18 protein-coding genes and 1 tRNA gene are annotated in these 21570 nt (G+C 41.2%); 8 read left to right on the plus strand and 11 right to left on the minus strand.

The window, feature by feature from the left end; all coding sequences use genetic code 11:
* Positions 1–147: 147 nt before the first annotated feature.
* Positions 148–756: a BLUF domain-containing protein gene (locus JMX91_RS06680; RefSeq protein WP_201548214.1), complete on the plus strand. Its 609-nt coding sequence runs from the start codon at positions 148–150 to the stop codon at positions 754–756.
* A 240-nt stretch (positions 757–996) separates the two neighbouring features.
* Here JMX91_RS06680 and JMX91_RS06685 read toward each other — a convergent pair.
* From JMX91_RS06685 to pyrC, 4 genes are all read right to left on the minus strand, one after another.
* Positions 997–1072, minus strand: a tRNA-Glu gene (locus JMX91_RS06685).
* A gap of 52 nt (positions 1073–1124) precedes the next feature.
* The gene (locus tag JMX91_RS06690; RefSeq protein ID WP_134292217.1) at positions 1125–1322 is read right to left on the minus strand and encodes a hypothetical protein; all 198 of its coding nucleotides are present in this window, start codon (positions 1320–1322) and stop codon (positions 1125–1127) included.
* A gap of 281 nt (positions 1323–1603) precedes the next feature.
* Entirely contained in the window at positions 1604–2263 is a 660-nt protein-coding gene (rnt, locus tag JMX91_RS06695; RefSeq protein WP_227679316.1) for a ribonuclease T, read from the minus strand.
* A 291-nt stretch (positions 2264–2554) separates the two neighbouring features.
* Positions 2555–3625 (minus strand): dihydroorotase, encoded by a 1071-nt coding sequence (gene pyrC, locus JMX91_RS06700; RefSeq protein WP_201548215.1) that lies wholly within the window; start codon positions 3623–3625, stop codon positions 2555–2557.
* A gap of 335 nt (positions 3626–3960) precedes the next feature.
* Here pyrC and JMX91_RS06705 point away from each other — a divergent pair, with 335 nt between their 5' ends.
* Complete coding sequence (locus JMX91_RS06705; RefSeq protein ID WP_057761167.1) at positions 3961–5199, plus strand: argininosuccinate synthase; 1239 nt, start codon at positions 3961–3963, stop codon at positions 5197–5199.
* 144 nt (positions 5200–5343) lie between these two features.
* Here the strand turns inward: JMX91_RS06705 and JMX91_RS06710 are convergent, their stop codons facing one another.
* Entirely contained in the window at positions 5344–6612 is a 1269-nt protein-coding gene (locus tag JMX91_RS06710) for a hypothetical protein (protein WP_201548216.1), read from the minus strand.
* A gap of 140 nt (positions 6613–6752) precedes the next feature.
* Between JMX91_RS06710 and JMX91_RS06715 the strand changes: the two genes are divergently transcribed.
* Positions 6753–7265: a L,D-transpeptidase gene (locus JMX91_RS06715; RefSeq protein WP_201548217.1), complete on the plus strand. Its 513-nt coding sequence runs from the start codon at positions 6753–6755 to the stop codon at positions 7263–7265.
* A gap of 146 nt (positions 7266–7411) precedes the next feature.
* On the opposite strand, the gene JMX91_RS06720 is transcribed toward JMX91_RS06715, so the two are convergent.
* Both JMX91_RS06720 and JMX91_RS06725 read right to left on the minus strand, forming a co-directional pair.
* Entirely contained in the window at positions 7412–9010 is a 1599-nt protein-coding gene (locus tag JMX91_RS06720) for a CYTH and CHAD domain-containing protein (protein WP_201548218.1), read from the minus strand.
* Between the two features lie 149 nt (positions 9011–9159).
* Positions 9160–10746, minus strand: coding sequence for an isocitrate lyase (locus JMX91_RS06725; protein ID WP_201548219.1), 1587 nt, complete (start codon positions 10744–10746; stop codon positions 9160–9162).
* 698 nt (positions 10747–11444) lie between these two features.
* Here JMX91_RS06725 and JMX91_RS06730 point away from each other — a divergent pair.
* Both JMX91_RS06730 and JMX91_RS06735 read left to right on the plus strand, forming a co-directional pair.
* Positions 11445–12434 (plus strand): LysR family transcriptional regulator, encoded by a 990-nt coding sequence (locus JMX91_RS06730; protein WP_057761159.1) that lies wholly within the window; start codon positions 11445–11447, stop codon positions 12432–12434.
* Between the two features lie 402 nt (positions 12435–12836).
* Positions 12837–14210 carry an NAD-dependent succinate-semialdehyde dehydrogenase gene (locus JMX91_RS06735; protein ID WP_201548220.1) on the plus strand — a complete coding sequence of 458 codons (1374 nt, stop codon included), beginning with the start codon at positions 12837–12839 and terminating at the stop codon, positions 14208–14210.
* A gap of 185 nt (positions 14211–14395) precedes the next feature.
* Here the strand turns inward: JMX91_RS06735 and purN are convergent, their stop codons facing one another.
* Together purN and purM are read right to left on the minus strand one after the other, a co-directional pair.
* Positions 14396–15088 carry a phosphoribosylglycinamide formyltransferase gene (gene purN / locus JMX91_RS06740; protein WP_201548221.1) on the minus strand — a complete coding sequence of 231 codons (693 nt, stop codon included), beginning with the start codon at positions 15086–15088 and terminating at the stop codon, positions 14396–14398.
* On the minus strand, positions 15088–16149 hold the full coding sequence (gene purM, locus JMX91_RS06745; protein ID WP_201548222.1) for a phosphoribosylformylglycinamidine cyclo-ligase: 1062 nt from the start codon (positions 16147–16149) through the stop codon (positions 15088–15090). Before purM ends, purN begins: the two co-directional genes overlap by 1 nt.
* 500 nt (positions 16150–16649) lie before the next feature.
* Between purM and JMX91_RS06750 the strand changes: the two genes are divergently transcribed.
* The 3 genes from JMX91_RS06750 (at position 16650) to JMX91_RS06760 (ending at position 19695) form a co-directional block, all read left to right on the plus strand.
* Positions 16650–17756: an AI-2E family transporter gene (locus tag JMX91_RS06750; RefSeq protein WP_160022555.1), complete on the plus strand. Its 1107-nt coding sequence runs from the start codon at positions 16650–16652 to the stop codon at positions 17754–17756.
* 328 nt (positions 17757–18084) lie between these two features.
* The gene (gene hda, locus JMX91_RS06755) at positions 18085–18888 is read left to right on the plus strand and encodes a DnaA regulatory inactivator Hda (protein ID WP_201548223.1); all 804 of its coding nucleotides are present in this window, start codon (positions 18085–18087) and stop codon (positions 18886–18888) included.
* Between the two features lie 102 nt (positions 18889–18990).
* On the plus strand, positions 18991–19695 hold the full coding sequence (locus JMX91_RS06760; RefSeq protein ID WP_201548224.1) for a DUF2057 family protein: 705 nt from the start codon (positions 18991–18993) through the stop codon (positions 19693–19695).
* 118 nt (positions 19696–19813) lie between these two features.
* On the opposite strand, the gene JMX91_RS06765 is transcribed toward JMX91_RS06760, so the two are convergent.
* Together JMX91_RS06765 and JMX91_RS06770 are read right to left on the minus strand one after the other, a co-directional pair.
* Entirely contained in the window at positions 19814–20299 is a 486-nt protein-coding gene (locus JMX91_RS06765; protein WP_201548225.1) for a Dps family protein, read from the minus strand.
* A gap of 266 nt (positions 20300–20565) precedes the next feature.
* Positions 20566–21225 carry a YcxB family protein gene (locus JMX91_RS06770; protein ID WP_101206317.1) on the minus strand — a complete coding sequence of 220 codons (660 nt, stop codon included), beginning with the start codon at positions 21223–21225 and terminating at the stop codon, positions 20566–20568.
* Between the last annotated feature and the right edge of the window lie 345 nt (positions 21226–21570).

The raw sequence follows: 21570 nt of genomic DNA on the forward strand, positions 1-21570 counted from the left end.
ACTAACTTAATACAATTAATATAAAAACTTATAAAATCAATAATATATCAGACCGATTCATTACGCTTAGTTATGTTGTCTCTATATTTTTTCTGAAGTTAGTATGATTGTTTTAGCGACATTTACCTGATAATAGGGAGAAGCTGATTGTCAACAATCAACGATTCAACAAATCCAGTAACGCCAGATCTCTGCCAGCTTGTATATATAAGCCGGATTACCTCTACTGGTCTTTCAAGTCCTAGTACGCTTAATGATATCTCAGAGACCGCGGTTGAACGCAATCAAATAGATAATGTCACGGGTATTCTTTGCTATGGCAATGGCTACTTTTTACAGTGTGTCGAAGGCTCAGAGCAGGCACTAACTAATCTAAAAAATCGTTTGTTGGTAGATGATCGACATAAAGAATTAAAGATTTTAGATTTTTCTGAAATTACCAAACGTCGTTTTGCCAGTTGGTCATTACGTTCGATTACCCTTGAGCGTTGGATGATTAAAGAGCCTGAGCTTAAAAAGTTAATGCCATTTAAGCCGTATGAGTGGGATTCTAATGAGTGGCAGAAGTTCTTGGACGTGTTGCAGGGCTACTATGAAGAGCAAACGAGAACAGGTAACGTCGATACGCCTCCTGTCAAATACAGTACGCTAGGGGTGACTTTAAGTAAAGTTGTAGGGCAGCATCAGGCGTTCTTTTTAATCCAGACGATATTGGGATTGATGATAGTGGCTACGTTGCTATGGTTACTGCTGTAATCGATAGATATGAATAAAGTTCCCATTGAGCCAAGTTATATTTATACTTAATAAGACAGCCAAATAGAAAAAGCCAGCATTCAATTGAATGCTGGCTTTTTTATTTGAAAGAATAAGTTGGCTCTTAATGAGAGACATAAAAAAACCCAGTTCATAATAAATTATGAACTGGGTTTTGGTGGTACGCTTGTTAGTCTAATCTAATGCTAAGCAAAAGTGCTAATAAGTGACGCCAAATAGTGGCGTCCCCAGGGGGATTCGAACCCCCGTTACCGCCGTGAAAGGGCGGTGTCCTAGGCCTCTAGACGATGGGGACTAGTAACAACACTTCAACTGCTTTCACCATTTATGCTGAAGTGGTGCGTATTTTAATAGCGTCGGCGCTTCCTGTCAAGCCTTTTTCTACGTCTTTTTAAAATTAAATATCTTTTTTTAATTGCGCGACGTGGATGCAGGTCATTTCGCTTTAAATGATAGCGAATCCATAAAGAAGTACAGGCACTAATCGTCAATGCGAGTAGCATATAGCCGAGAATGGTGCCCCATAACTTGAGCTGTGGATCCATAATAAAGTCCCTCCTATTAATCTTGATAATGCTTACTATCAAGACAGTGTGAGCAACTTAAACCATCTATAGGATATAATTACATCGCTTAAGAGTGATATTTTATCATCAGACAGTTATTCATATCCAATAGAATAACTATGTCTGTAATCATGAAAATAGTTCCGTCTATATATTGTGATATCAATCATATCCCTATTGATTGCCAAATCAAGATGTTAAAGTCATCAAGTATTACAAATAGCACTATTATGTATGATTGGCAATATAGGATATGTGATTTATTGACTGTCGCTATCAGCTGACTCTTCTTTCGCCTCTTCATCATGCAGCGCATTGGCCAACATAGGGTAGTTATTTAGTATATGACAGAATAGTTCAGCAGTCTTTTGAGTGTCATACAAAGCTGAGTGAGCATTCTTGCCATCAAACTCCAATCCTGCTGCTTTACAAGCGCGTGCTAGGACGGTTTGACCAAATGCCAATGCTGATAAGGTTACGGTATCGAATACTGAAAAGTTATGAAATGGATTGTGGTTTTTGCTATTGGTTCGTAGCACAGCTGCATTCAAAAAAGCCAAGTCAAAATGGGCATTGTGCCCAATTAAGACACATTGACGACATTCTTCGTCACGGCGTACGTCTTTTAACCCTTTAAAGATGCGGCGCAATGCTGTTTTTTCATCTTCAGCAATGGCTTTACGCATTGGATTTTTAGGGTCAATGCCGGTAAATGCAAGCGCACTTGGCTCTAAGTTTGCGCCTTCAAAAGGCTCGATATGAGCATTAAAAGCTTCACCTGGATAAAATACACCTTGCTCATTCAGTAAGACGGGAATACAGGCAATTTCTAACAGGGCATCGGTCTGGGCATTGAAGCCTGCTGTTTCCACGTCGACAACGACAGGCAAGAACTTGCGAAAGCGGTCTTTTAAGGCCATAGGTGCTTGCTCATCTGTCACTGAAGCTGCATCTTTCGGGGAAGTGCTTAGAGTAGCATCAAGACTAGCAGATTTAGGGTTTGATAAGTCTTCGTCAGGCAAGGTCGCTATGTTTTGATTGGTCATATAAAGTTAAATCACTTTTATCAGTCGTACTAATATATTGAATAAGAAATAAGCATCCTATGATACTAACTGCACCTTTAGTACAAAGAAATCTACTACAAAGGTATCATTAATATCATAGGATAAAATAATAGGTCGTTTATTGAATGTTAAGCTTTGCGGGCGTTAAGCCTTAATTGACCAAGGTAGCGTCTCACCTGCCATTAAGGGGGTCAATGAAGCACCATCAAAATAAGGATAGTCAGTCGGTACTTGCATAGGCGTGTTGACAAGCGTGATAGTGCTTTCATTGAGAGGTAAGCCATAGAACTGAGCGCCAAAACGACTGGCAAAACCCTCTAACTTATCTATCTTTCCAACACTGTCAAAGGCGGTCGCATACAAAGGCAACGCCGTGGCTGCACTATAGCAACCTGCACAGCCACAAGCGGCTTCTTTTTTGTCTGTCGCATGTGGCGCAGAGTCAGTACCTAAGAAGAACTTTGGATTACCACTAGTGGCCACATCTAATAGCACTTTTTGGTGGCTTTCACGCTTTAAGATAGGTAGGCAATAAAAATGCGGTTTGATACCACCAACCAATAGATGATTGCGGTTAAACATCAAATGCTGCGGCGTAATAGTCGCAGCAACATGGTTACCTTGTGACAATACAAAATCTGCCGCATCGCTGGTAGTGATGTGCTCTACCACTATTTTTAATGTAGGGAATTTCACGATAATTTGTGCCAACACTTCATCTAAGAAACGCTTTTCGCGATCAAAAATATCTATATGGTCTTGGGTCACTTCACCATGAATTAGCAATGGCAAATTGTACTTCTCTAATGCTTCAAAGACATCGACGCAGGCATTAATATTGGTGACACCATCTGCAGAATTGGTAGTTGCTCCTGCAGGGTAGAGTTTGACAGCTTGTACGATACCTGACTGCGCTGCCAACTCGATATCTTGGGCAGTGGTATTATCTGTTAAATATAGAGTCATACGCGGATCAAAAGCTGACTTGCGCTCAAGACTTAAGTTACTTGCTGCTAATTGCTCCATGATACGTGCGCGGTAGGCAATAGCATCCTGCGCATTTTTGACTGGAGGCACAAGGTTTGGCATACAGATGACACGGTTGAAGCTGCTTGCTGCATGAGGGACGGTCGTGCTCAAGGCTAGATCGTCACGCAAATGAATATGCCAGTCATCTGGCTGAAGGATGGTCAATTCTCTAATCGAATCAGTCATAGTGTCAAAGCGCTCTATATCGTCAAATAAAGGAAACAAAAGGGAGTGATATTGTGGGACTATCATAACAGATTTGCCCACTTGACTAAATATAAGGCTAGATATCTGTACATAATTCATCGAGCTAAGATTAATATCTTGTCGTTAAATGACGTTTAAATTCTGGTGGCAAAAATGAGGTTGATTACAATTTAAGTCAAAAGCGCACGCCTTATGGCAGTTAGACTTTTGCCCATAGTAAATATGATGTACACTGAGCAGGTAATTATCGTTCGACTTGCTTTCGATTTGATCGTCGCCTTTTCTAAAACTATATTTCATAATGGGAGTTCTTCATGGCTCAACTTGATCCAAAAAATATCAATAAAATCGTCTTGGCTTATTCAGGTGGTCTTGATACCTCAATCATCGCTAAATGGCTACAAGAAACTTATGATGCGGAAGTAATCACCTTTACCGCTGATATCGGTCAAGGCGAAGAAGTTGAGCCAGCACGAGCCAAAGCTCAAGCAATGGGTATCAAGCATATTCATATCGAAGATTTGCGCGAAGAGTTCGCTCGTGATTATGTATTCCCTATGTTCCGTGCTAACGCCATTTACGAAGGTGAGTACTTGCTAGGTACGTCTATTGCTCGTCCATTGATTGCCAAGCGCTTGGTTGAGATTGCTAAAGAGCATAACGCCGATGCTATCAGCCATGGTGCGACTGGTAAAGGCAATGACCAAGTTCGTTTTGAGCTAGGTGCAGTCGCTTTGTCACCAGACGTAGTCACCATTGCTCCTTGGCGCGAGTGGGATCTATCAAGCCGTGAAAGCCTGATGAAGTATGCTGAAGAGCATGATATCGCCATTGATTATGCGGGCAACAAGAAAAAATCTCCTTACTCAATGGATGCAAACTTACTGCATATCTCTTATGAAGGCGGTGTCCTAGAAGAACCGTATACTGAAGCAGAAGATGACATGTGGCGCTGGTCTGTCAGCCCAGAAGAAGCACCTGATGAAGCGCAATATCTAGAACTAGAATACGAAAAAGGCGACATCGTTGCTATCGATGGCGAAGCGCTGAAGCCTTATGAAGTCATGATTAAGCTGAACGAAATCGGCGGCAAACATGGTATCGGCCGTTTAGATATCGTTGAAAACCGTTACGTCGGTATGAAATCACGTGGTTGCTACGAGACGCCAGCGGGCACGATTATGCTAAAAGCGCATCGCGGTATCGAGTCGCTAACGCTTGATCGTGAAGCTGCCCATTTAAAAGATGAGCTAATGCCACGCTACGCAAAAATCATCTACAATGGCTATTGGTTCAGCCCTGAGCGTATGATGCTACAAGCATTGATTGACAAATCACAAGAGTATGTCAACGGTACCGTACGTGTAAAACTGTATAAAGGTAGCGTGAGCGTTGTTGGTCGTAAGTCTGACGATTCATTGTTTGATGAAAAAATCGCCACTTTCGAAGATGATGCGGGCGCTTATGATCAAAAAGACGCAGAAGGCTTTATCCGTCTAAATGGCTTACGTCTAGCTATCGAAGCTAGCCGTGGTCGTGATTTATCTAAGTAAGTTTTTGAGCTGCTTATAGCCAATTCGTAACCTAGATCGCACAACAAAAAAGAGACTCTATGTTGATAGGGTCTCTTTTTTTATGGTTAATAAATGATTGCCAAACGGTTGCTTCGAAAATATTTGTTTCAAAAGTAAAACGCTTTACTCAGCTTTTTCTGTCTCTGCAACGTTAGATTCATCTTCGTCTACCATTACAATGGCCACATCTTGCTGTTGACGCTCATCAATGGCATCTTGTTCTAATACTTCTTCAGTTGCCAGGATCGCACCGTCAGATTTTTGCGATTGGTATTTTAAGGTAGCGAGTGCACCAAGGACACCAACGACAAGTATAATGATAAGAATGACAGGGTTTTTCCATAGCGGTGTGGAAGCCTCATATTCGATGGGCTTTTCACTAGTGGTGGTCGGTGTATTATCATTGTTGCCGCCGATTAACCCCAAACTTACTAAAGGCGGTTTAGGCGGATTGGCTGGTTCAGAGTTAACGCGCAGTCGATTTCGGCTAAGATAGATATCTGAGATTTTGGCTAATTGTAGCAGCCAGCGTTGATGTGGTAAGGCAACGGCATGCATCTCGGTAAATACCAACATATCGTTGTGACGACCCTGCTGTAGATTGTCAGGTGAACGCCCAATGGCCTTTAGATAATTGCCTGTTGCCATTTGCATATCTTGCACAGGTTCATAGTTTTCAGGTTTGAATCCGGTCAGCTCATACCAGTAAGAATCAAAAGGAGGTGGAGTGCTTGATAACTGAGCAGCATTTAATAACGTACGCTCCGCATTATTCTCTGAGCTGTTCTCTATCGCTTCAACAGCTTCAGTAGTTGATTCGGGCAGGTCACTATTGCTTTCTGTCTCAGCAGATAAGGTATGCGTGTGCTCTGGGCTAAATCGGGCCGCTGATAAAAACTGTGGTTGTAGTGCAAACCATTTATTGATCTCATCACTGTCTAGTTGACTGTATTCTGTCAAAATAGCCAATTCACGCAGCACAATCACGCACAAAGAGGTGAGTAGAGTTTGAGCCTGCTGCGTCGTTGCATCAATCTTCTCAGCGATATGTTCGCTTGCCTTTATAACACGGGCATTATCGCTAAATACAGCATCTGCTGCATCGTGACGATGGTAGAGTGTGGCGCTAATGGTGGCAAAGTTCATTGAATTATACTGTCGTAACTCTTTGACAGCACTACGACTAAACAGCTTTTTGCTGACTGCCTGTCCCTGATGACGCTGCTGATAGGCGAGCAGCGCACTTACGATGGCTTGTAGACTGGCATCCATTCCTAAGCGAGCTTGCGGTAGAGAGAGCTGTGCCGCATCGGCCAAAAGTGACAGCATAGGCTGGGTATCATGATATAAAAAATCATACATCGACACACGTGTCGGTGAAATAGTCGTCATAATCTGCTAGCATCAAAAAGTGTGCCCCTATATTACGGTGCCAAATGTCTTGATACAATCCCTTGATAATAGAAATTTTCAATCATTTTACTAATAACCTTAATAGTAATCTGATGAATGACTAATAGTCGGAAGCATTTATGACCAATAATAAGACGCTTGATAAACAACTCGTGATTAATATCGCTGAGCAAACATTAACGATGTACCAGCAGCAAACTGAGGTTAGATACGTAGTCTCCACTGCAAAGAATGGTATTGGTAGTCAGCAGGATAGTGGTTGCACACCGCTCGGTAGGCATGTCATTGAACAAAAAATAGGTGGTAGTGAGCCTATGAATGCGGTATTTGTTGGGCGTGTACCGACAGGTGAGATATATGATGCAAATCTTGGTGAACTACATCCCAAGCGTGACTGGATATTGAGCCGTATTCTTTGGTTAAGCGGTCTTGAAGAAGGGTTAAACAAAGGTAGCAATTGCCAAGGTGGTTGCGATACTTATGAGCGCTATATCTATATTCACGGTACACCAGATACTGAACCAATGAGTATCCCGTTATCACATGGCTGTATCCGTATGCGTAATGAAGATATTGTAGAATTATTTGAGCAAGTAGAAGAGGGTATGCCTGTTACGATTGTGGCTAATTAGGACATGTTGCACATTTAGCCATGGCGCTGACGGAAACTATTTGAACACAATAAAAAAGACAGCTGGTTATATAACAAGCTGTCTTTTTTATGGAGTGGCTTTACTTTATGAAAGCAGTATCCGTCATAAACATAATATTCCTACTTCTACCAAAACGTTGAGCTGTCCGCAAATTTTGCTAAACGTGCATCAATATGACTCTGGTCATCAGTCAGTATGGCCGTAAACCAACCTGCACCATATAAAGCATTAGCATTTGTCTTTGACTTCAATTCATAAAACTGCTGATATTGATTATCATCGTTCAGTTGTTCTAACGCTTTTTGCGCTTTTGTCAGCTTTTTTAGCCAACGTTTGGTTTTCTTTTTAGCTTTTTTCTTACTTAGTAAAGGCGTAGAAAATTCACTGATGTAACGCAAATCTCTTAACTGATTGAGCAGCTCGCTTTCAGATTGGTCATTATCAGCAATGTCTGTGCTTACATTTATGTCATCGTTCACAAGCTCGTTATCATTTATTTCGTCATTTACTTCGTCAGCTTTTTTATTTGTTTTAATACATTTCTTATATTGTTTAGAAAGGACTTTCGTTAGCTTATCGCGGGCAAGCTGATCAGTCTGAGGTTCAATGCTTGGGTCGCTCATAGTAAAGGCAATCAGCTCCAGCAAGGTTATCTGAAAGTCATTGGCTTGCAGCGTATTGATAGGTGTGATTTTTATATTTTCGATATCTGTCGTCCAGTCAACGGCAGGCGCGCCACATGCTTGTAGCTCAGGTTCGATTTGTGCATTGATATAAGCAAGTTGATAGTAGTCGCTAAGCAAAGTTGCAGTTTGCTTTAGTATCGGCAGCCATTCAGGGTTGATCTCATCAGAGAAGTCAGCAAATGCTTTCAACGCAGTACGCAAGCGATCAATACCAATTCGTAACTGTAGAATATGATCGTCATCTATACTGCCAGCGACGATAGCACTGCTATTTGGTAGTATCTGTAATAAGCAATTGTGTACGACCGCACGTATAAAGGCAGGCGCACTACTGTCTTTATCTATTTGCAATTGACTTAGGTTTGCGTTGACTGCTGGACTGTGACTTTGTCCGTTAATAAGTAGGCCACCGTTTTCAGCTTTGGTAACGGTAGATAGACACAGCTTATAGCGCTTGCACCATGTTTTGGCAGTCGTAAATAGAAAATCTAAATCTCCTGACACCAGTTCAAACTCTATCTCTTGAATGGCCTTGCGTAGTGAGTCATCAGTACCATGAATAATCTCTCCCTGATCATAAGCCATTTCGATACAGTTATCGGTTTCATCCTCATTACTTTCTGTTAGCAACCGCGTAGTGCGCTCGACGTCAGTCACATAAAGTCGTGTTAGCGTCTTTGCTAGCTTTTTGAGTTTAAAGTCAACCAATGCTGCAGCGACTGAAGTGTCTTCATATATCGTTAAATCAGGTATCAGCTCATTATTATCGAGCATCGCTTGTACTTGCTCATTATCGAGTACAGCATTGTGCTCTAAGCGTGCCGCGATACCATCACCACCAGCTTTAATAGTTTGTACCCATGTATCACCTTCTTTGCGAATACGCAGACCGATACCTGCCTGTGCAAGCTGTTGGTCAGGCGTATCATAGTAGTGTGCAGCCAGTTGCGTCACTTGTGAGGATTTAACTTTTGCTTGACGCATTAATCCCTTTAGTCGCGACTCTGGTACCAAAAACTTCAGCTCTATCTCTTGCATATTAGCTCCTAATAATTCTGACTGACGGCTCTGATTGATGGTTTTATTACTATAAGTCTACCATTCTCTGATTATTTAAACTGCAATAAAAAAACCGCCCTACATGATGTAGGGCGGTTTTTTGATAAATACTGCTAATCTGTCGGTTATTAGAACTGGTTCATCGTGTTCTTGCCGCCGCCAGCTTTCAGAGCGTTATCGCCTGAGAAGATTTCTTTGTGGTCATCGCCAAGGTCAGAACCAGCCATTGCTTGGTGTTTAACACAAGAGATGCCTTCGCGGATTTCTTTACGCTGTACGCCAGCTGCATAAGCAAGCATGCCTTCTTCACCGAAGTAGCCTTTAGCAAGTTCATGAACGCTAAGAGCAGTCGTGTGGTAAGTCGGTAGCGTGATTAAGTGATGGAATACACCAGCTTCACGTGACGCATCACGTTGGAAGTTCTTAGCAGCTACGTCAGCGGCAGCATCAAGCTCAGTACCGTCGTAATCAGCACTCATCAAGTCATCTTTATTGTATGCAGAGATGTCTTTACCCTCGGTTTCCCACTGAGCGATAACTTGCTTACGGAAGTTAAGCGTCCAGTTGAATGATGGGCTGTTGTTGTATACAAGCTTGGCTTTAGGCTGTTGCTCTTTAATACGGTCAACCATCATTTTGATGTGTTCTACGTCTGGAGTTGGTGTTTCGATCCATAGTAGGTCAGCGCCGTTTTCTAGAGCAGTTACACAGTCAAGTACAACACGGTCGATGTTAGTCTCTTCACGGAACTGATATAGACCGTTAGGTAGACGAACTGGGCGTACTAGTTTGCCGTTGTGCTTAAGTAGGCTGTCATTTTCTTGAGCATTTTCTAGCGTTACTTCTTCCATTTCGATGAAATCGATGTATTTAGAAGCAAGATCGCCTGGCTCATTTGATACTGGAATTTTTTGCGTTAATGATGCGCCTTCAGAGTCAGTACGAGCAACGATAACGCCGTCTTCAACACCAAGCTCTAGGAATGCATAACGGATAGCGTTTAGCTTAGAGATGAAGTCTTCATGCGGTACAGTTACTTTACCAGCCTGGTGACCACATTGCTTAGCATCAGATACTTGGTTTTCAACCTGAATGGCACAAGCACCAGCTTCGATCATTTGCTTAGTCAATAGGTAAGTAGCTTCTTCGTTACCGAAACCTGCATCGATATCAGCGATGATTGGCACAACATGTGAATCAAAGTTTTCGATTTTTTCTAAGATAGCTGAAGTGTCTTGGCCAGCTTCTTCAGCAGCGTTTAGCTCACGGAAGTAGTCGTTCAATACTTTAGCATCTGCTTGACGCAAGAAGGTGTAGATTTCTTCGATTAGCTTAGGTACAGATGTTTTTTCGTGCATAGATTGGTCAGGTAGTGGACCAAACTCAGAGCGTAGGGCAGCTACCATCCAACCTGAAAGGTAGATGTAAGTTTTAGAAGTCGTACCGAAATATTTTTTCTTAGCGTACATAGTTTGCTGTGCAACAAAACCATGCCATGCACCTAAAGATTGCGTGTACTGAGACGTATCATTGTCATAATCTTCCATGTCTTGACGCATGATTTTTGCAGTATATTTTGCGATATCCAAACCCGTTTTGAAACGGTTTTGTGACATCATACGTGCAGCATCAACTTCGCTAATGTTCTGCCAGTTGCCGTGCTTTTGCTTTAATTCACGTACTAAGTCGATCGCTGATTTATATGCAGTTGACATCTATAGTCTCCTTGGTGGGGTGTAAAAACAAATAAGTTAATTGTTAAAATAATGGGTTTGTCGTTTTACTAAAATCCGCTTTACTAAAACCTTTGTACTAAAAAGTAATATTCAAAATTTGGTCTATCATTTATCTATTGAAGCTCTATTTACCCTAAACAAACCGCTAGGCTATTACAAGAAATTTGCTGAACTCAACAGTTGAAAATAATTGCTGGTTTATAAATATTTATCGTTTCTCACTATATACCTAAAAGGTATCTGAATACTTAATAGCCAGTGATGTCATAATTGGTAGCAAGAGATGTTACAATAATGAGGTCAATTAACCGTATTTAACGACTGATAAAAACCATTAATATATTACTTAGCGACAATATTTAATCGGATAAAAACAGCTTATGAACCTAAAGTTCATCATCTATGCTGCAAATCCTTTATAGAACTCACTATAACCACCTTACCAAGATTTATCTAATTTATGATAGTTATCTTTGGTATTTCTGTATGATATAATGTTTATATAACAGGGCCTTACGATAGGTTGAATGACTTATCATACCTATCTATCAGGAAAAACTAGAACAAAATTAGTAAAAAATAATGAAATTATGCTGTTACAGCGCACAAATCACCGTAGCAGCACTACAAATGCCAGCCTTAATATGGCGTTTATTCAAAAGCCAAGAGAACCAAATATGAATTTGCAGCGGGTTGATTTAAATTTATTAGTCCATCTAGATGTGTTGCTACGAGAAAAAAACGTCACTCGCGCAGCCGAGCAGCTGGGGATTACTCAGCCTGCTATGAGTAATATCTTGCGCCGTTTGCGTAAGCTGTTTAATGATCCATTATTAGTACGCTCATCTGAGGGTATGACGCCGACTGAACGCGCCCTTGAGCTACAGCCACGTATTCGTGAGATACTCGCTGACTTGACTCAAGTGTTGGAGCCACGTACCGAATTCCGCCCTTATAGTACCTCTCGTGTGTTCCGTATCATGACATCGGATTATGCCGAAGCGACCCTAGTACCTAAGCTAGTAAAAGCACTACGTTCTGAAGCACCCAATGTGATTTTAGACTTTTTGACTCCATCAGACGTCTCTTACCGAGATATGGAGCAGGGACGAGTTGATTTAGCGATTAACCGTTTTAATGAGATACCTCAAAGTTTCCATCAGGTTCTAGTGTGGCGTGATACTTTTAGTTGCTTATTATCTTCTGACAGTCCTTATGCCAATCGTTTTAATCTGAAAAACTATCTAAAAGCACAGCACGTTTGGGTATCCAAAACAGGGATGGGTGTGGGTTTTGGGGTCAATCCAGAGAAATCTGGTGGGCTAGGATCTATCGATCAGGCCTTGCAGCGCCTTGGTCAAAAACGCCAAATCAGTGTCTTTACTCGACATTATCAAATGCCTGCCATGCTTGCAGCAAATAAAGATTTGATAGCGACCTTGCCAACACGTGTGGCAAGAATGCAGGCAAATAATGACAGCATTATGATGGAAGATCCGCCGTTTTTTATTCCTGAATTTGAGCTTACGATGGCATGGTCACCTCTGTTGCAGCATCATCCAGCCCATCGCTGGTTACGTCAGTTAATTATGCATGTAGCGCGCCAAGTCGTCGCTGAAGAAGAAAATCCGCCGCAAGAGATACCGGTTATTAATCATTTGTTTTGATTGGTTTGTGTGAGTTGAATCTATCTTTTATTAAAGCAGAATATTTTTGATTATCTTAATTTTTAATAAAAATATTTTTCCTTAGCTCCCACTCTATATAGTTATTAGACCAGCCACTAGGCTGGTTTTTTGTGTTCTAGTGTTTAATAGTTAGTATATGATATTTAGTTATACTTAATAAGTCAGTCACACTATTAACATCTTCAACACACTTCACAATATATTGTAAAACTCTTCATCAAATAGCTTGTTAAGATAACGGCAGATAGAAAACGAGCTACCAATAGATTGTGCTATCGACGTAAATCTAATAATTAAAACTGTCACAGCAAAACAACTACAAGTGACAATAAACCCGATTATAAATCCCAAATGTAAATTCGAATAATAAGGACAGTAACTATGTCAGACATTACTACTATTAACCCAACCACGGGCGAAGAAATCAGTAACTACAATTATATGAGCAACGACGAAGTCAACAAGATTGTCGATGCTTCACATAACGCATTTTTAGAATGGCGTACAGTGAGTCACGAAGAGCGCGGTCGTGTCATCAAATCTATCGGTGATAAGCTGATGGAATACAAAGAAGAGCTGGCTAAGCTGATGACTGAAGAGCGCGGTAAGTTGTATAGCCAGAGCATGCAAGAGATTGATCTTTGCAAAGCTATCTGTGATTACACTGCTGAAAACGGCGTTGCTTCTTTAGCTGATGATGTACGTGATATCGAAAGCATGAAAAAAGGACTAGTGACGTATCAACCTATCGGTATCATCTACGGCATGCAGCCTTGGAACTTCCCAGCGTATCAAGTATTCCGTTACACCATTGCAAATCTAATGGCGGGTAATAGTATCCTGTTAAAACACGCATCTAACGTAACAGGCTCTGGTTTATTAATTGAAGAAATTCTTCACGAGTCTGAATTACCAAGTGATTTGTTCCGTACGATTATCATTGATCATGATCAATCAGAAGCATTGATTGGTAATGACAAAGTACGCGGCGTGACATTGACAGGTAGTGACAAAGCAGGCGTGATCGTTGGACAACAAGCAGCTAAGGCGATTAAGAAAGCTGTATTAGAGCTAGGTTCAAACGACGCATTTATTGTATTAGAAGATGCTGATATCGAAACTGCTGTAGAAACCTGTACTCAAGCACGTCTAATCAATAACGGTGAAACTTGTGTAGCAGCCAAACGCTTTATCGTAGTTGATAGCGTATATGACGAATTCCGTAAGCGTATCGTTGAGAAGTTTGAAGGTACCAAAGCGGGTGATCCAATGGACGACAGCTCAGATATCGGTCCATTAGCACGTGCAGATTTGCGTGAGCAGCTACACGAGCAAGTAGAACAGAGTGTGGCTAAAGGTGCAACGATTGCTGTTGGCGGTAAGGTACCTGAAGGTAAAGGTAGCTTCTATCCAGCAACTATTCTAGAGAATGTTGAAAAAGGTCAGCCTGCATACGATGACGAACTATTTGGCCCCGTCGCTTCACTAATTCGTGCAAAAGATGAAGACGACGCAATGCGCATCGCTAATGACAGTCGTTATGGTTTAGGTGGCGCGATTTTCTCAAAAGACGAAGAGAAAGCTGTTCGTCTAGCACGTGAGCAATTTGATACTGGTATGGTCTATATTAATGGTTATGGTCTTGCCAATCCTGCACTGCCATTTGGTGGCGTGAAAAACTCAGGCTATGGCCGTGAGCATGGCGGCTTCGGTATCAAAGAGTTTGTCAACATTAAAGCAGTTCATGTATTCTAAGAATGAACTAACTAGACGAATTAGCTGAATAGATAACTATTTACGATTTTACATGATAGTAAATAGTAAATAGTAAATAGTAAATAGTTATCAAATAAAAAAGCCCAGTTACTCATTACGAGTAGCTGGGCTTTTTATTGCGCTATATAAAGTGGTATTAAAATCAGCTTAATAAGCTGAGATTTTTATCCGTCTATAAGCAATTGCAAAGGCAACGTCGGCAAGTAAGTTTGTGTTTGCGATAATGTATTATTTACTCCAAGGGATAATACATTTTTTGCTAGTAGTAAAATCGTCCAAGGTAGTAGCTGATGTTCAAGCTTCTGTACCCGTGACTGTAAACTCTCTGCGGTGTCGTTGATATCGACATTTAATACGGCTTGAGTCAACACCTGACCTGCATCAAGCTCCGCTGTCACTTTATGAATACTACAACCGTGACGACGTTCACCCGCTTGTATAACTCGTTTGTGAGTATCTAAACCCTTATAAACCGGAAGTAGAGAAGGGTGAAGATTAATCATGGGCGCTGGTACATTATCAATGAATGAGCCACTTAGTACACGCATAAACCCAGCTAAGACGATCAAATCAGGTTGCCATGCTATTAGCTGCTCGTTGGCATGGGTTTCAAACGTCTTGATGCCCATACGTTTGCCATTAGCAACGTGTGATAATACCGCAACTAGAATATTGGCATCTTTAGCACGTGTCAATGCATAAGCATCTTCACGATTACTAATGACACCAACGATTTCAATCGGTAGCGCACCTGCTTGCATTGCATTGATTAACACTTGCAGGTTGCTACCACTTCCTGAGACTAGAACAGCAATACGCAATGGTTTGATAGGCTGGCTTGCAGTATCAATTGACATTAACGGTACACCACTGCATCCGCCTGATCATCAGTGCTGCGTTTGACCATTTCACCTATTTGCCAAGCTGTTTCGCCTGCATCAGTCAAGATCTGGATAGCGGCATCTGCTTTGTCTTTTGGCATAACGATGACAAAACCAACGCCGCAATTAAAGGTACGGTACATCTCGCTCTGCGCGATATTACCTTGGGTCTGTAGCCAAGTGAATAGCTCTGAGAACTGCCAGCTATTGGTATCGATGCTAGCCGCTAAGTTATCAGGTAGTACACGTGGCAAGTTATCCGTTAGACCACCACCTGTGATGTGTGACATCGCATGTAAGGCTGAGCTACCAAGCGTGTCTTGTAATGCCTTGATGGCTTTTACATAGATACGGGTAGGAGCCATTAGAGCATCTTGAATAGGCTGACCGTCTAGTTGCTCGTCGCTACTAGTAACATCCACACCGCTAACTTCGATGACTTTACGAACCAATGAGTAGCCATTTGAGTGCGCGCCACTTGAGGCAAGTGCAATCAGTACATCGCCTTCTGCGACATTTTCACCAGTGACGACTTCTGCTTCTTCAACCACACCTACACAAAATCCAGCTAGATCGTAATCGTCATCTTGATACATGCCTGGCATTTCAGCAGTTTCACCACCGATAAGTGCACAGTTAGCTAATTTACAACCATCACCAATACCAGTTACGACAGTCGCCGCTACATCAACATCCAGCTTGCCAGTTGCATAGTAGTCTAAGAAGAATAATGGCTCTGCGCCGCAAACCAATAGGTCATTGACGCACATCGCGACCAAATCAATACCAATCGTGTCATGACGGTTCAGCTGTAGGGCTAATTTTAGTTTGGTGCCGACACCATCAGTGCCAGAAACCAATAATGGTGAGGTATAACCTGTTGGGATGCGGCATAACGCACCAAAACCGCCAAGTCCACCCACGACTTCAGGACGAGTAGTGGCTTTTGCAACGGACTTGATTCGCTGAACCAAAGCATCGCCTGCATCGATATCAACACCGGCATCTTTGTAGCTTAAAGAAGGCTTGTCACTCATAGTCATCTCACAGTTGGGGATAGATAATTGGGATTAGAAGGTAAAGTAATTGAGCACGCAAAAATCAGCGTTATAAAGTTCAAAAGCAAAGTTTAAAGACAGTGCGCGCATTATACCCAAAAACAGACCGTACTCGCAAAGCAACTTGCCAATATTTAACTAAGATTTGCATTAAGTGGCAAATAAGCGGTTAAGAAACAAAAAATGACTGATTTTTTGTTGTACTCTGCGATAATAGAACGCTAAATTTATTGTCAATAATGGCCTTAATACAAGTCCAAATGTGATTGACAGAATAAAAACTAAAAAACATAAGTTTATCAAAAATTAGGTTTTTTAGGAACGTTGATACGTCTCAGTTTAGCTAGCTAAAACTAATGAGAAAAGAAAGCAATTCGCCTAATGATACATCGTGATGGCTATAGTTATACCATTTAGAAATCGCTATCACTGACTCCCTGTTACTTTTTCAAACCTGTCCAACTATAGGATTACTTGCCATGATGAACCAACCAATAGATCCTTTTTTTCGGCGTTTATTTATTGTCGTGGCGTTAGTGGTGGCTGTGTTTCTCTTGTATTTAATGATGCCCGTCATCGTGCCTTTCGTTTTTGCCTTTATGCTGGCTTATCTATTTAATCCTCTAGTCAAGCGCCTATCAAAATATATCAAGCGTTGGGTCGCGATTATTATCGTCTACTCGACAATTACTTTAGGGATGGCGTTATTATTATGGTGGTTGGTACCGACACTATGGCATCAGCTGCAAGCGGCGTGGGATTATTTGCCAAAGATATTTAATTGGTACAATCAAGTCGTACGAGAGTGGTTCAATAGTAATACTCGTATCAAACTGCCTCAATTAGAGTCGAAAGAATTTTCCGATACTCTCGTCGATTATATGCAAACGAACTATAAGTTCGCTGATGCTAGCACCATGATGAGCCAAATACTGACCTCAAGTATGAACTTCATCAATAACGCAGGTCTTATTGTATTGGTACCTATTCTAACCTTCTATTTCTTGTTTAATTGGGATCAGCGCTTGCATAACTGGAAGATGGCGATACCAGGTGCTTACTGTCAAAAAGTGACTGAAATAGCTAAGGAATGTGATCTGGCATTGATGGCATTTATCAAAGGGCAATTACTGGTGATGGTGTTGCTAGGCGCTATTTATGCTGTACAGTTACAGCTCATTGGGCTAGAGCTTGGGCTTATCATTGGTATGGTAGCAGGCATTGCCAGTTTTGTGCCGTACTTAGGATTCGGCATTGGTTTCATCGCAGCTATTATCGCCTGCTTATTTCAGTTTGGATTAGACTGGACGTATTTGTCATTGGTCGTAGGTGCGTTCTTGATTGGACAAGCTGCAGAAGGTTATATCCTACAACCGTTGCTGTTAGGTGATAAGATTGGTCTATCGCCATTGTGGGTCATATTCGCTGTATTGGCAGGTGCCAGTCTACTAGGCTTTGTCGGTATGCTTATTGCCTTACCAGTGTCCGCTGTCTTAAACGTCCTGTTCCGCCATTTATACAGCTATTATCGAACCACTGACTTTTATAAAGGTCGTAAACAACTGGCACTGTTTGAAAAAAGATAATTATCTTATTATTGAATACACTAGATAAAGATTGATATGTAATATCAAGATAGGAACGCAATGATTGATAAGGCTTAATGGGTAAAAGACTTGTCAGTCATTTTGTAAATATGTTATATATAGGCGCAGTGTTGATAGTATCAACCGTTTTGGTACCAGTTTTGCTAAATTTGTTTTCAACAAAGTGTCTGACCTATTTTTGCAAATACTATAGGGCCATTACTTACAGTTGTAGCGGCTAGTATTGATAGTAATGAATACAGCTCAAAGTAACCTATCTTTTCTATTATATTTTTCCATTGCACTACGCAACACGAGTTGATGATTCATGGCAGAAGCACAGCTAAGTCTCAATCTGGACATTAAGCATGATGCAAGTCTCAGCGACTTTGCCGGTCCCGGTTGGATGTCGATTATTGATGCAGTACGGCAGTTACATGTCGGCCTGATCGGTCAACTATATCTGTTTGGTAGCCCTGCCACAGGTAAGTCTCATTTGCTGTCCGCTATTTGTGAGTCATTTATCGAAATGGACAAATCGGCTATCTGTTTGTCACTTAATGAGCTGATTCATACAGATGTCCACGTACTATCATCTCTAGAAAACTTTGATCTGATTGCCATCGATGATTTGGAAGTGCTTGAGCAGAGTAGCCAGTGGCAAGAAGCTTTATTTCACCTGATCAATCGTAGCCGAGAAGGGCAACGCCAGTTATTGTTTGCCGCTAATAAACCAGCCGACGACTTACCATTCCAGTTAAGAGATTTAATGACGCGTTTGGCACAGGCACCGACCTTTAAAGTGCCTACTGGTCATGATTTGGCAGACAGACAAGCATTATTACAGTCTATTTTGCGTCGGCGCGGATGGCAGTTTGACGATCGAATTATTGATCACTTACTAACTGATGGACCGCATCGTATCGGTGCGATGATGGAAGTACTTAATTATATTCAACCAATGTTTTCTAACCTTGGTCGCAGTAATATCTCAAAAGCAGTCATAAGTGATGCTCTGCGTACCATCGATGAGCAGACGCTTGCCGCGGAGCTGGCGGATATCGCTCAAGAGACGCAAGTGGATAACGACACGCCTAATCAAGACCAACATACGATGCCACTTGATTTTTAGCAGCAAGACTTCTAGCAGTAAGACCTTTAGCAGCAAAAAATGAATAACCGTTAGAATACAAATACTTTGTCCAACTCGCTTTTACTATTAATGGAATAACTTATGAAATCGAATACTCTTTTGCTAAAGAAATTAACGATAGGTACGCTGTTGGCAGGGGCTGCCTCGGTCTCTATGTTGTCACAGGCAGCGGTTACTCTACAGGTTGATGACCATATCAAAGTAACTGCTATTAATGGGCAGGAAATTCAGCAGAGTGCTTTTCAGCCGCTACAAAAAACATTTACGTTACAGCCTGGACAACATGCTATTACTGCTAAGTATGACCGTTTATATAACTTGCGTCGTGATGAGCATGATTATTTGCGTTCAGGTAATGTCAGTGTGACGGCACAATTAGCCGACAATCAAACATATCGTTTGACTATGCCTAATCAACCAGAAGATTATGAAGCTGCTAGAGAATATGCCAAGCAGCCAACACTCGCTGTGCAACAGAATAATACGGTCATTGCTAGCCAGCAAAGTATGGCCGGTAACCAAGGTGGTCTATTTTCAGGCCTTGGTAAAGCGCTAGGCGGCGTGTTCGGCGGTGCAGGTGATGCAGAGTTACAGAACCAACGTGCTATCGCCTCTTTAGATCAACCAGTAGTAAATTCTACTAGCAACGTCAATACTGGCACGACCACTGTTAAGCAAGCATCTAGCGTAAATACTTCTACTAGTACGTTAGATACGTTTATGCAAGTATGGCTACAAGCCACACCTGCTGAACGTGAAAAAATGCGTCAATGGATCCAAAAATAAATCTATCTTCTATAAAAGATAGACAATAAAAAAGCACCTAATTAGGTGCTTTTTTATTGTTTAGAACTTGATGATCATTATGCTTATTAAGATTTAGCCTAGTAAAATCTAACGACTATTAACCCAAAAACGCGTTATACATCCATACCAGTTTTTCTTGTTCTTGTACGTAAGCATCAACTAGGTCAGCTGAACCTTGGTCTTCGCTCTCTTCTGCTAGGGCTGATACTTGACGCTGTTCTGTAATTAACGCTTGCAAGCCAGTCACTACGCCTTTGACGCAGCTTGTACCATCTTTGACATTTTTGTCTTCACTGATGCTAGTATGCTGCGTAAAATCGCTATAAGCGTGAAGTGGTGTACCACCCAACGTCAAAATACGCTCAGCAATTTCATCAATTTGGAGTTGTAGTGACGTATACAGTTCTTCAAATTGCGGATGCAAAGTAAAGAAATGCTCACCCTTTACATTCCAGTGATAGCCACGTACGTTTAAATAAAACACGTGATATGTTGATAGTAGATTGTTCAATTTGGCGATGACTTCGCTCATGTCTGCTTTTTCTAGACCGATCTGGTTAGTAGCATTATTAGAATTACTCATAGTATTGTCCTTATAGTGTGAGTGTGGTTATACAATAATAAATAAAGAAGAATAAAGGGTCTCATGAATTAAAATGCAGAGAAAAATACTTTAGTTTTCATCTGTATCTATCAATATAGATTCTATCTCTTCCTTTGATGCTTATAATAATAGCAAACTATTATTAATAAGTTAAATTTAATAAATACAATTTTACGATTGGTTTTATAAAACTAAAGCTAAGTCTCTCTACTGTTTTTCTAAACGATAGAGATACCTAATTACATTTACGCTGGTGGCTGCAAGTTTTCAGGATTTAAACCTTTAACGGGAACCACTTCTTGTAAATGTTGACGTATCGTATCGATAGGAAACTTCTGTGCTTGCAAGCGTTTTGGTACGATTTGGCTACCTTGCTGACCTTTTAGTTCAAACATCATAAAGATATAGTCATCAGTCTCATCCCAGCTCTTGATAGAGGTCCAAGGAATAACTGCTTGCTGAGTCGCGCCTGCACGCATTTGCATACCGCGCATTTGCGAGTTTTTCATCATATCAGGCTGGTTGCTTGGCATCGCCATGACTAAACCATGCTTTTGCACACCTAACTTCATCTGGCGCATTTCATCTGGCATCTCTTGGTCGGCAACTTGTTTGTCAAACTCTCTTTTTACGTACCATTTAAAACCTAAAGTACGTGCCAATAGATAAATCACGACACCAACCAGCATTAACCAAAATATGATGGTTGAATAGCCTGTCACAAAGATAAGTCCTGCAATAGCAAGTACCACAACCACCGCCATGATGATCCACTCTTTGGTCTTAAAGCTTGATAAACCAAAAGAAGGGCTGGCACTGGCAAACAGTTCATACTGTGCTTGGTGAAATTCAGCCTCAGTTAGGTTTAAGGCGACAGGTTGGAGCGTGTAGGGGTACAGGGCCATAAAGGTTTCTCAAATACTTATATTAAAAGCGTTGGATTAAAACTGCCAAAGCGAAGCAGCGATGCTGTACTTGGCTAGAAGTGAATAAAGGTATGCGCTTATCTTACCGAAAAGTACTCCTAAATGAAACATATAAGCAAGACTGTTCACGGATAGATGTCATATTAATGACGTAGTTCACGCTCTATTCTCAGTTTATTCAGACTAGACGAAAGCAAAAGTGAGCAATTAAAAACAGAATAACTTGTGATAAGCGATTAGCATAATGAACAAAAGCTAGTAAGAAGCAGTCAGAAACAGCGAAAAGCAGTCAAAGATATCCAAAACATGGTCAAATCTGCCGTG

The sequence above is a fragment of the Psychrobacter sp. Pi2-1 genome (assembly GCF_904846645.1).
GTDB lineage: Bacteria > Pseudomonadota > Gammaproteobacteria > Pseudomonadales > Moraxellaceae > Psychrobacter.

Bases quoted from the DNA above. Each gene is read 5' to 3' on its own strand.
- JMX91_RS06690 (WP_134292217.1), bottom strand. From the start codon at position 1,322: ATGGATCCACAGCTCAAGTTATGGGGCACCATTCTCGGCTATATGCTA.
- JMX91_RS06715 (WP_201548217.1), top strand. From the start codon at position 6,753: ATGACCAATAATAAGACGCTTGATAAACAACTCGTGATTAATATCGCT.
- rnt (WP_227679316.1), bottom strand. From the start codon at position 2,263: ATGGCCTTAAAAGACCGCTTTCGCAAGTTCTTGCCTGTCGTTGTCGAC.
- hda (WP_201548223.1), top strand. From the start codon at position 18,085: ATGGCAGAAGCACAGCTAAGTCTCAATCTGGACATTAAGCATGATGCA.
- JMX91_RS06770 (WP_101206317.1), bottom strand. From the start codon at position 21,225: ATGGCCCTGTACCCCTACACGCTCCAACCTGTCGCCTTAAACCTAACT.
- JMX91_RS06760 (WP_201548224.1), top strand. From the start codon at position 18,991: ATGAAATCGAATACTCTTTTGCTAAAGAAATTAACGATAGGTACGCTG.
- JMX91_RS06705 (WP_057761167.1), top strand. From the start codon at position 3,961: ATGGCTCAACTTGATCCAAAAAATATCAATAAAATCGTCTTGGCTTAT.
- pyrC (WP_201548215.1), bottom strand. From the start codon at position 3,625: ATGACTGATTCGATTAGAGAATTGACCATCCTTCAGCCAGATGACTGG.
- JMX91_RS06750 (WP_160022555.1), top strand. From the start codon at position 16,650: ATGATGAACCAACCAATAGATCCTTTTTTTCGGCGTTTATTTATTGTC.
- JMX91_RS06720 (WP_201548218.1), bottom strand. From the start codon at position 9,010: ATGCAAGAGATAGAGCTGAAGTTTTTGGTACCAGAGTCGCGACTAAAG.
- JMX91_RS06735 (WP_201548220.1), top strand. From the start codon at position 12,837: ATGTCAGACATTACTACTATTAACCCAACCACGGGCGAAGAAATCAGT.
- JMX91_RS06725 (WP_201548219.1), bottom strand. From the start codon at position 10,746: ATGTCAACTGCATATAAATCAGCGATCGACTTAGTACGTGAATTAAAG.
- purM (WP_201548222.1), bottom strand. From the start codon at position 16,149: ATGAGTGACAAGCCTTCTTTAAGCTACAAAGATGCCGGTGTTGATATC.
- JMX91_RS06730 (WP_057761159.1), top strand. From the start codon at position 11,445: ATGAATTTGCAGCGGGTTGATTTAAATTTATTAGTCCATCTAGATGTG.
- purN (WP_201548221.1), bottom strand. From the start codon at position 15,088: ATGTCAATTGATACTGCAAGCCAGCCTATCAAACCATTGCGTATTGCT.
- JMX91_RS06710 (WP_201548216.1), bottom strand. From the start codon at position 6,612: ATGACGACTATTTCACCGACACGTGTGTCGATGTATGATTTTTTATAT.
- JMX91_RS06765 (WP_201548225.1), bottom strand. From the start codon at position 20,299: ATGAGTAATTCTAATAATGCTACTAACCAGATCGGTCTAGAAAAAGCA.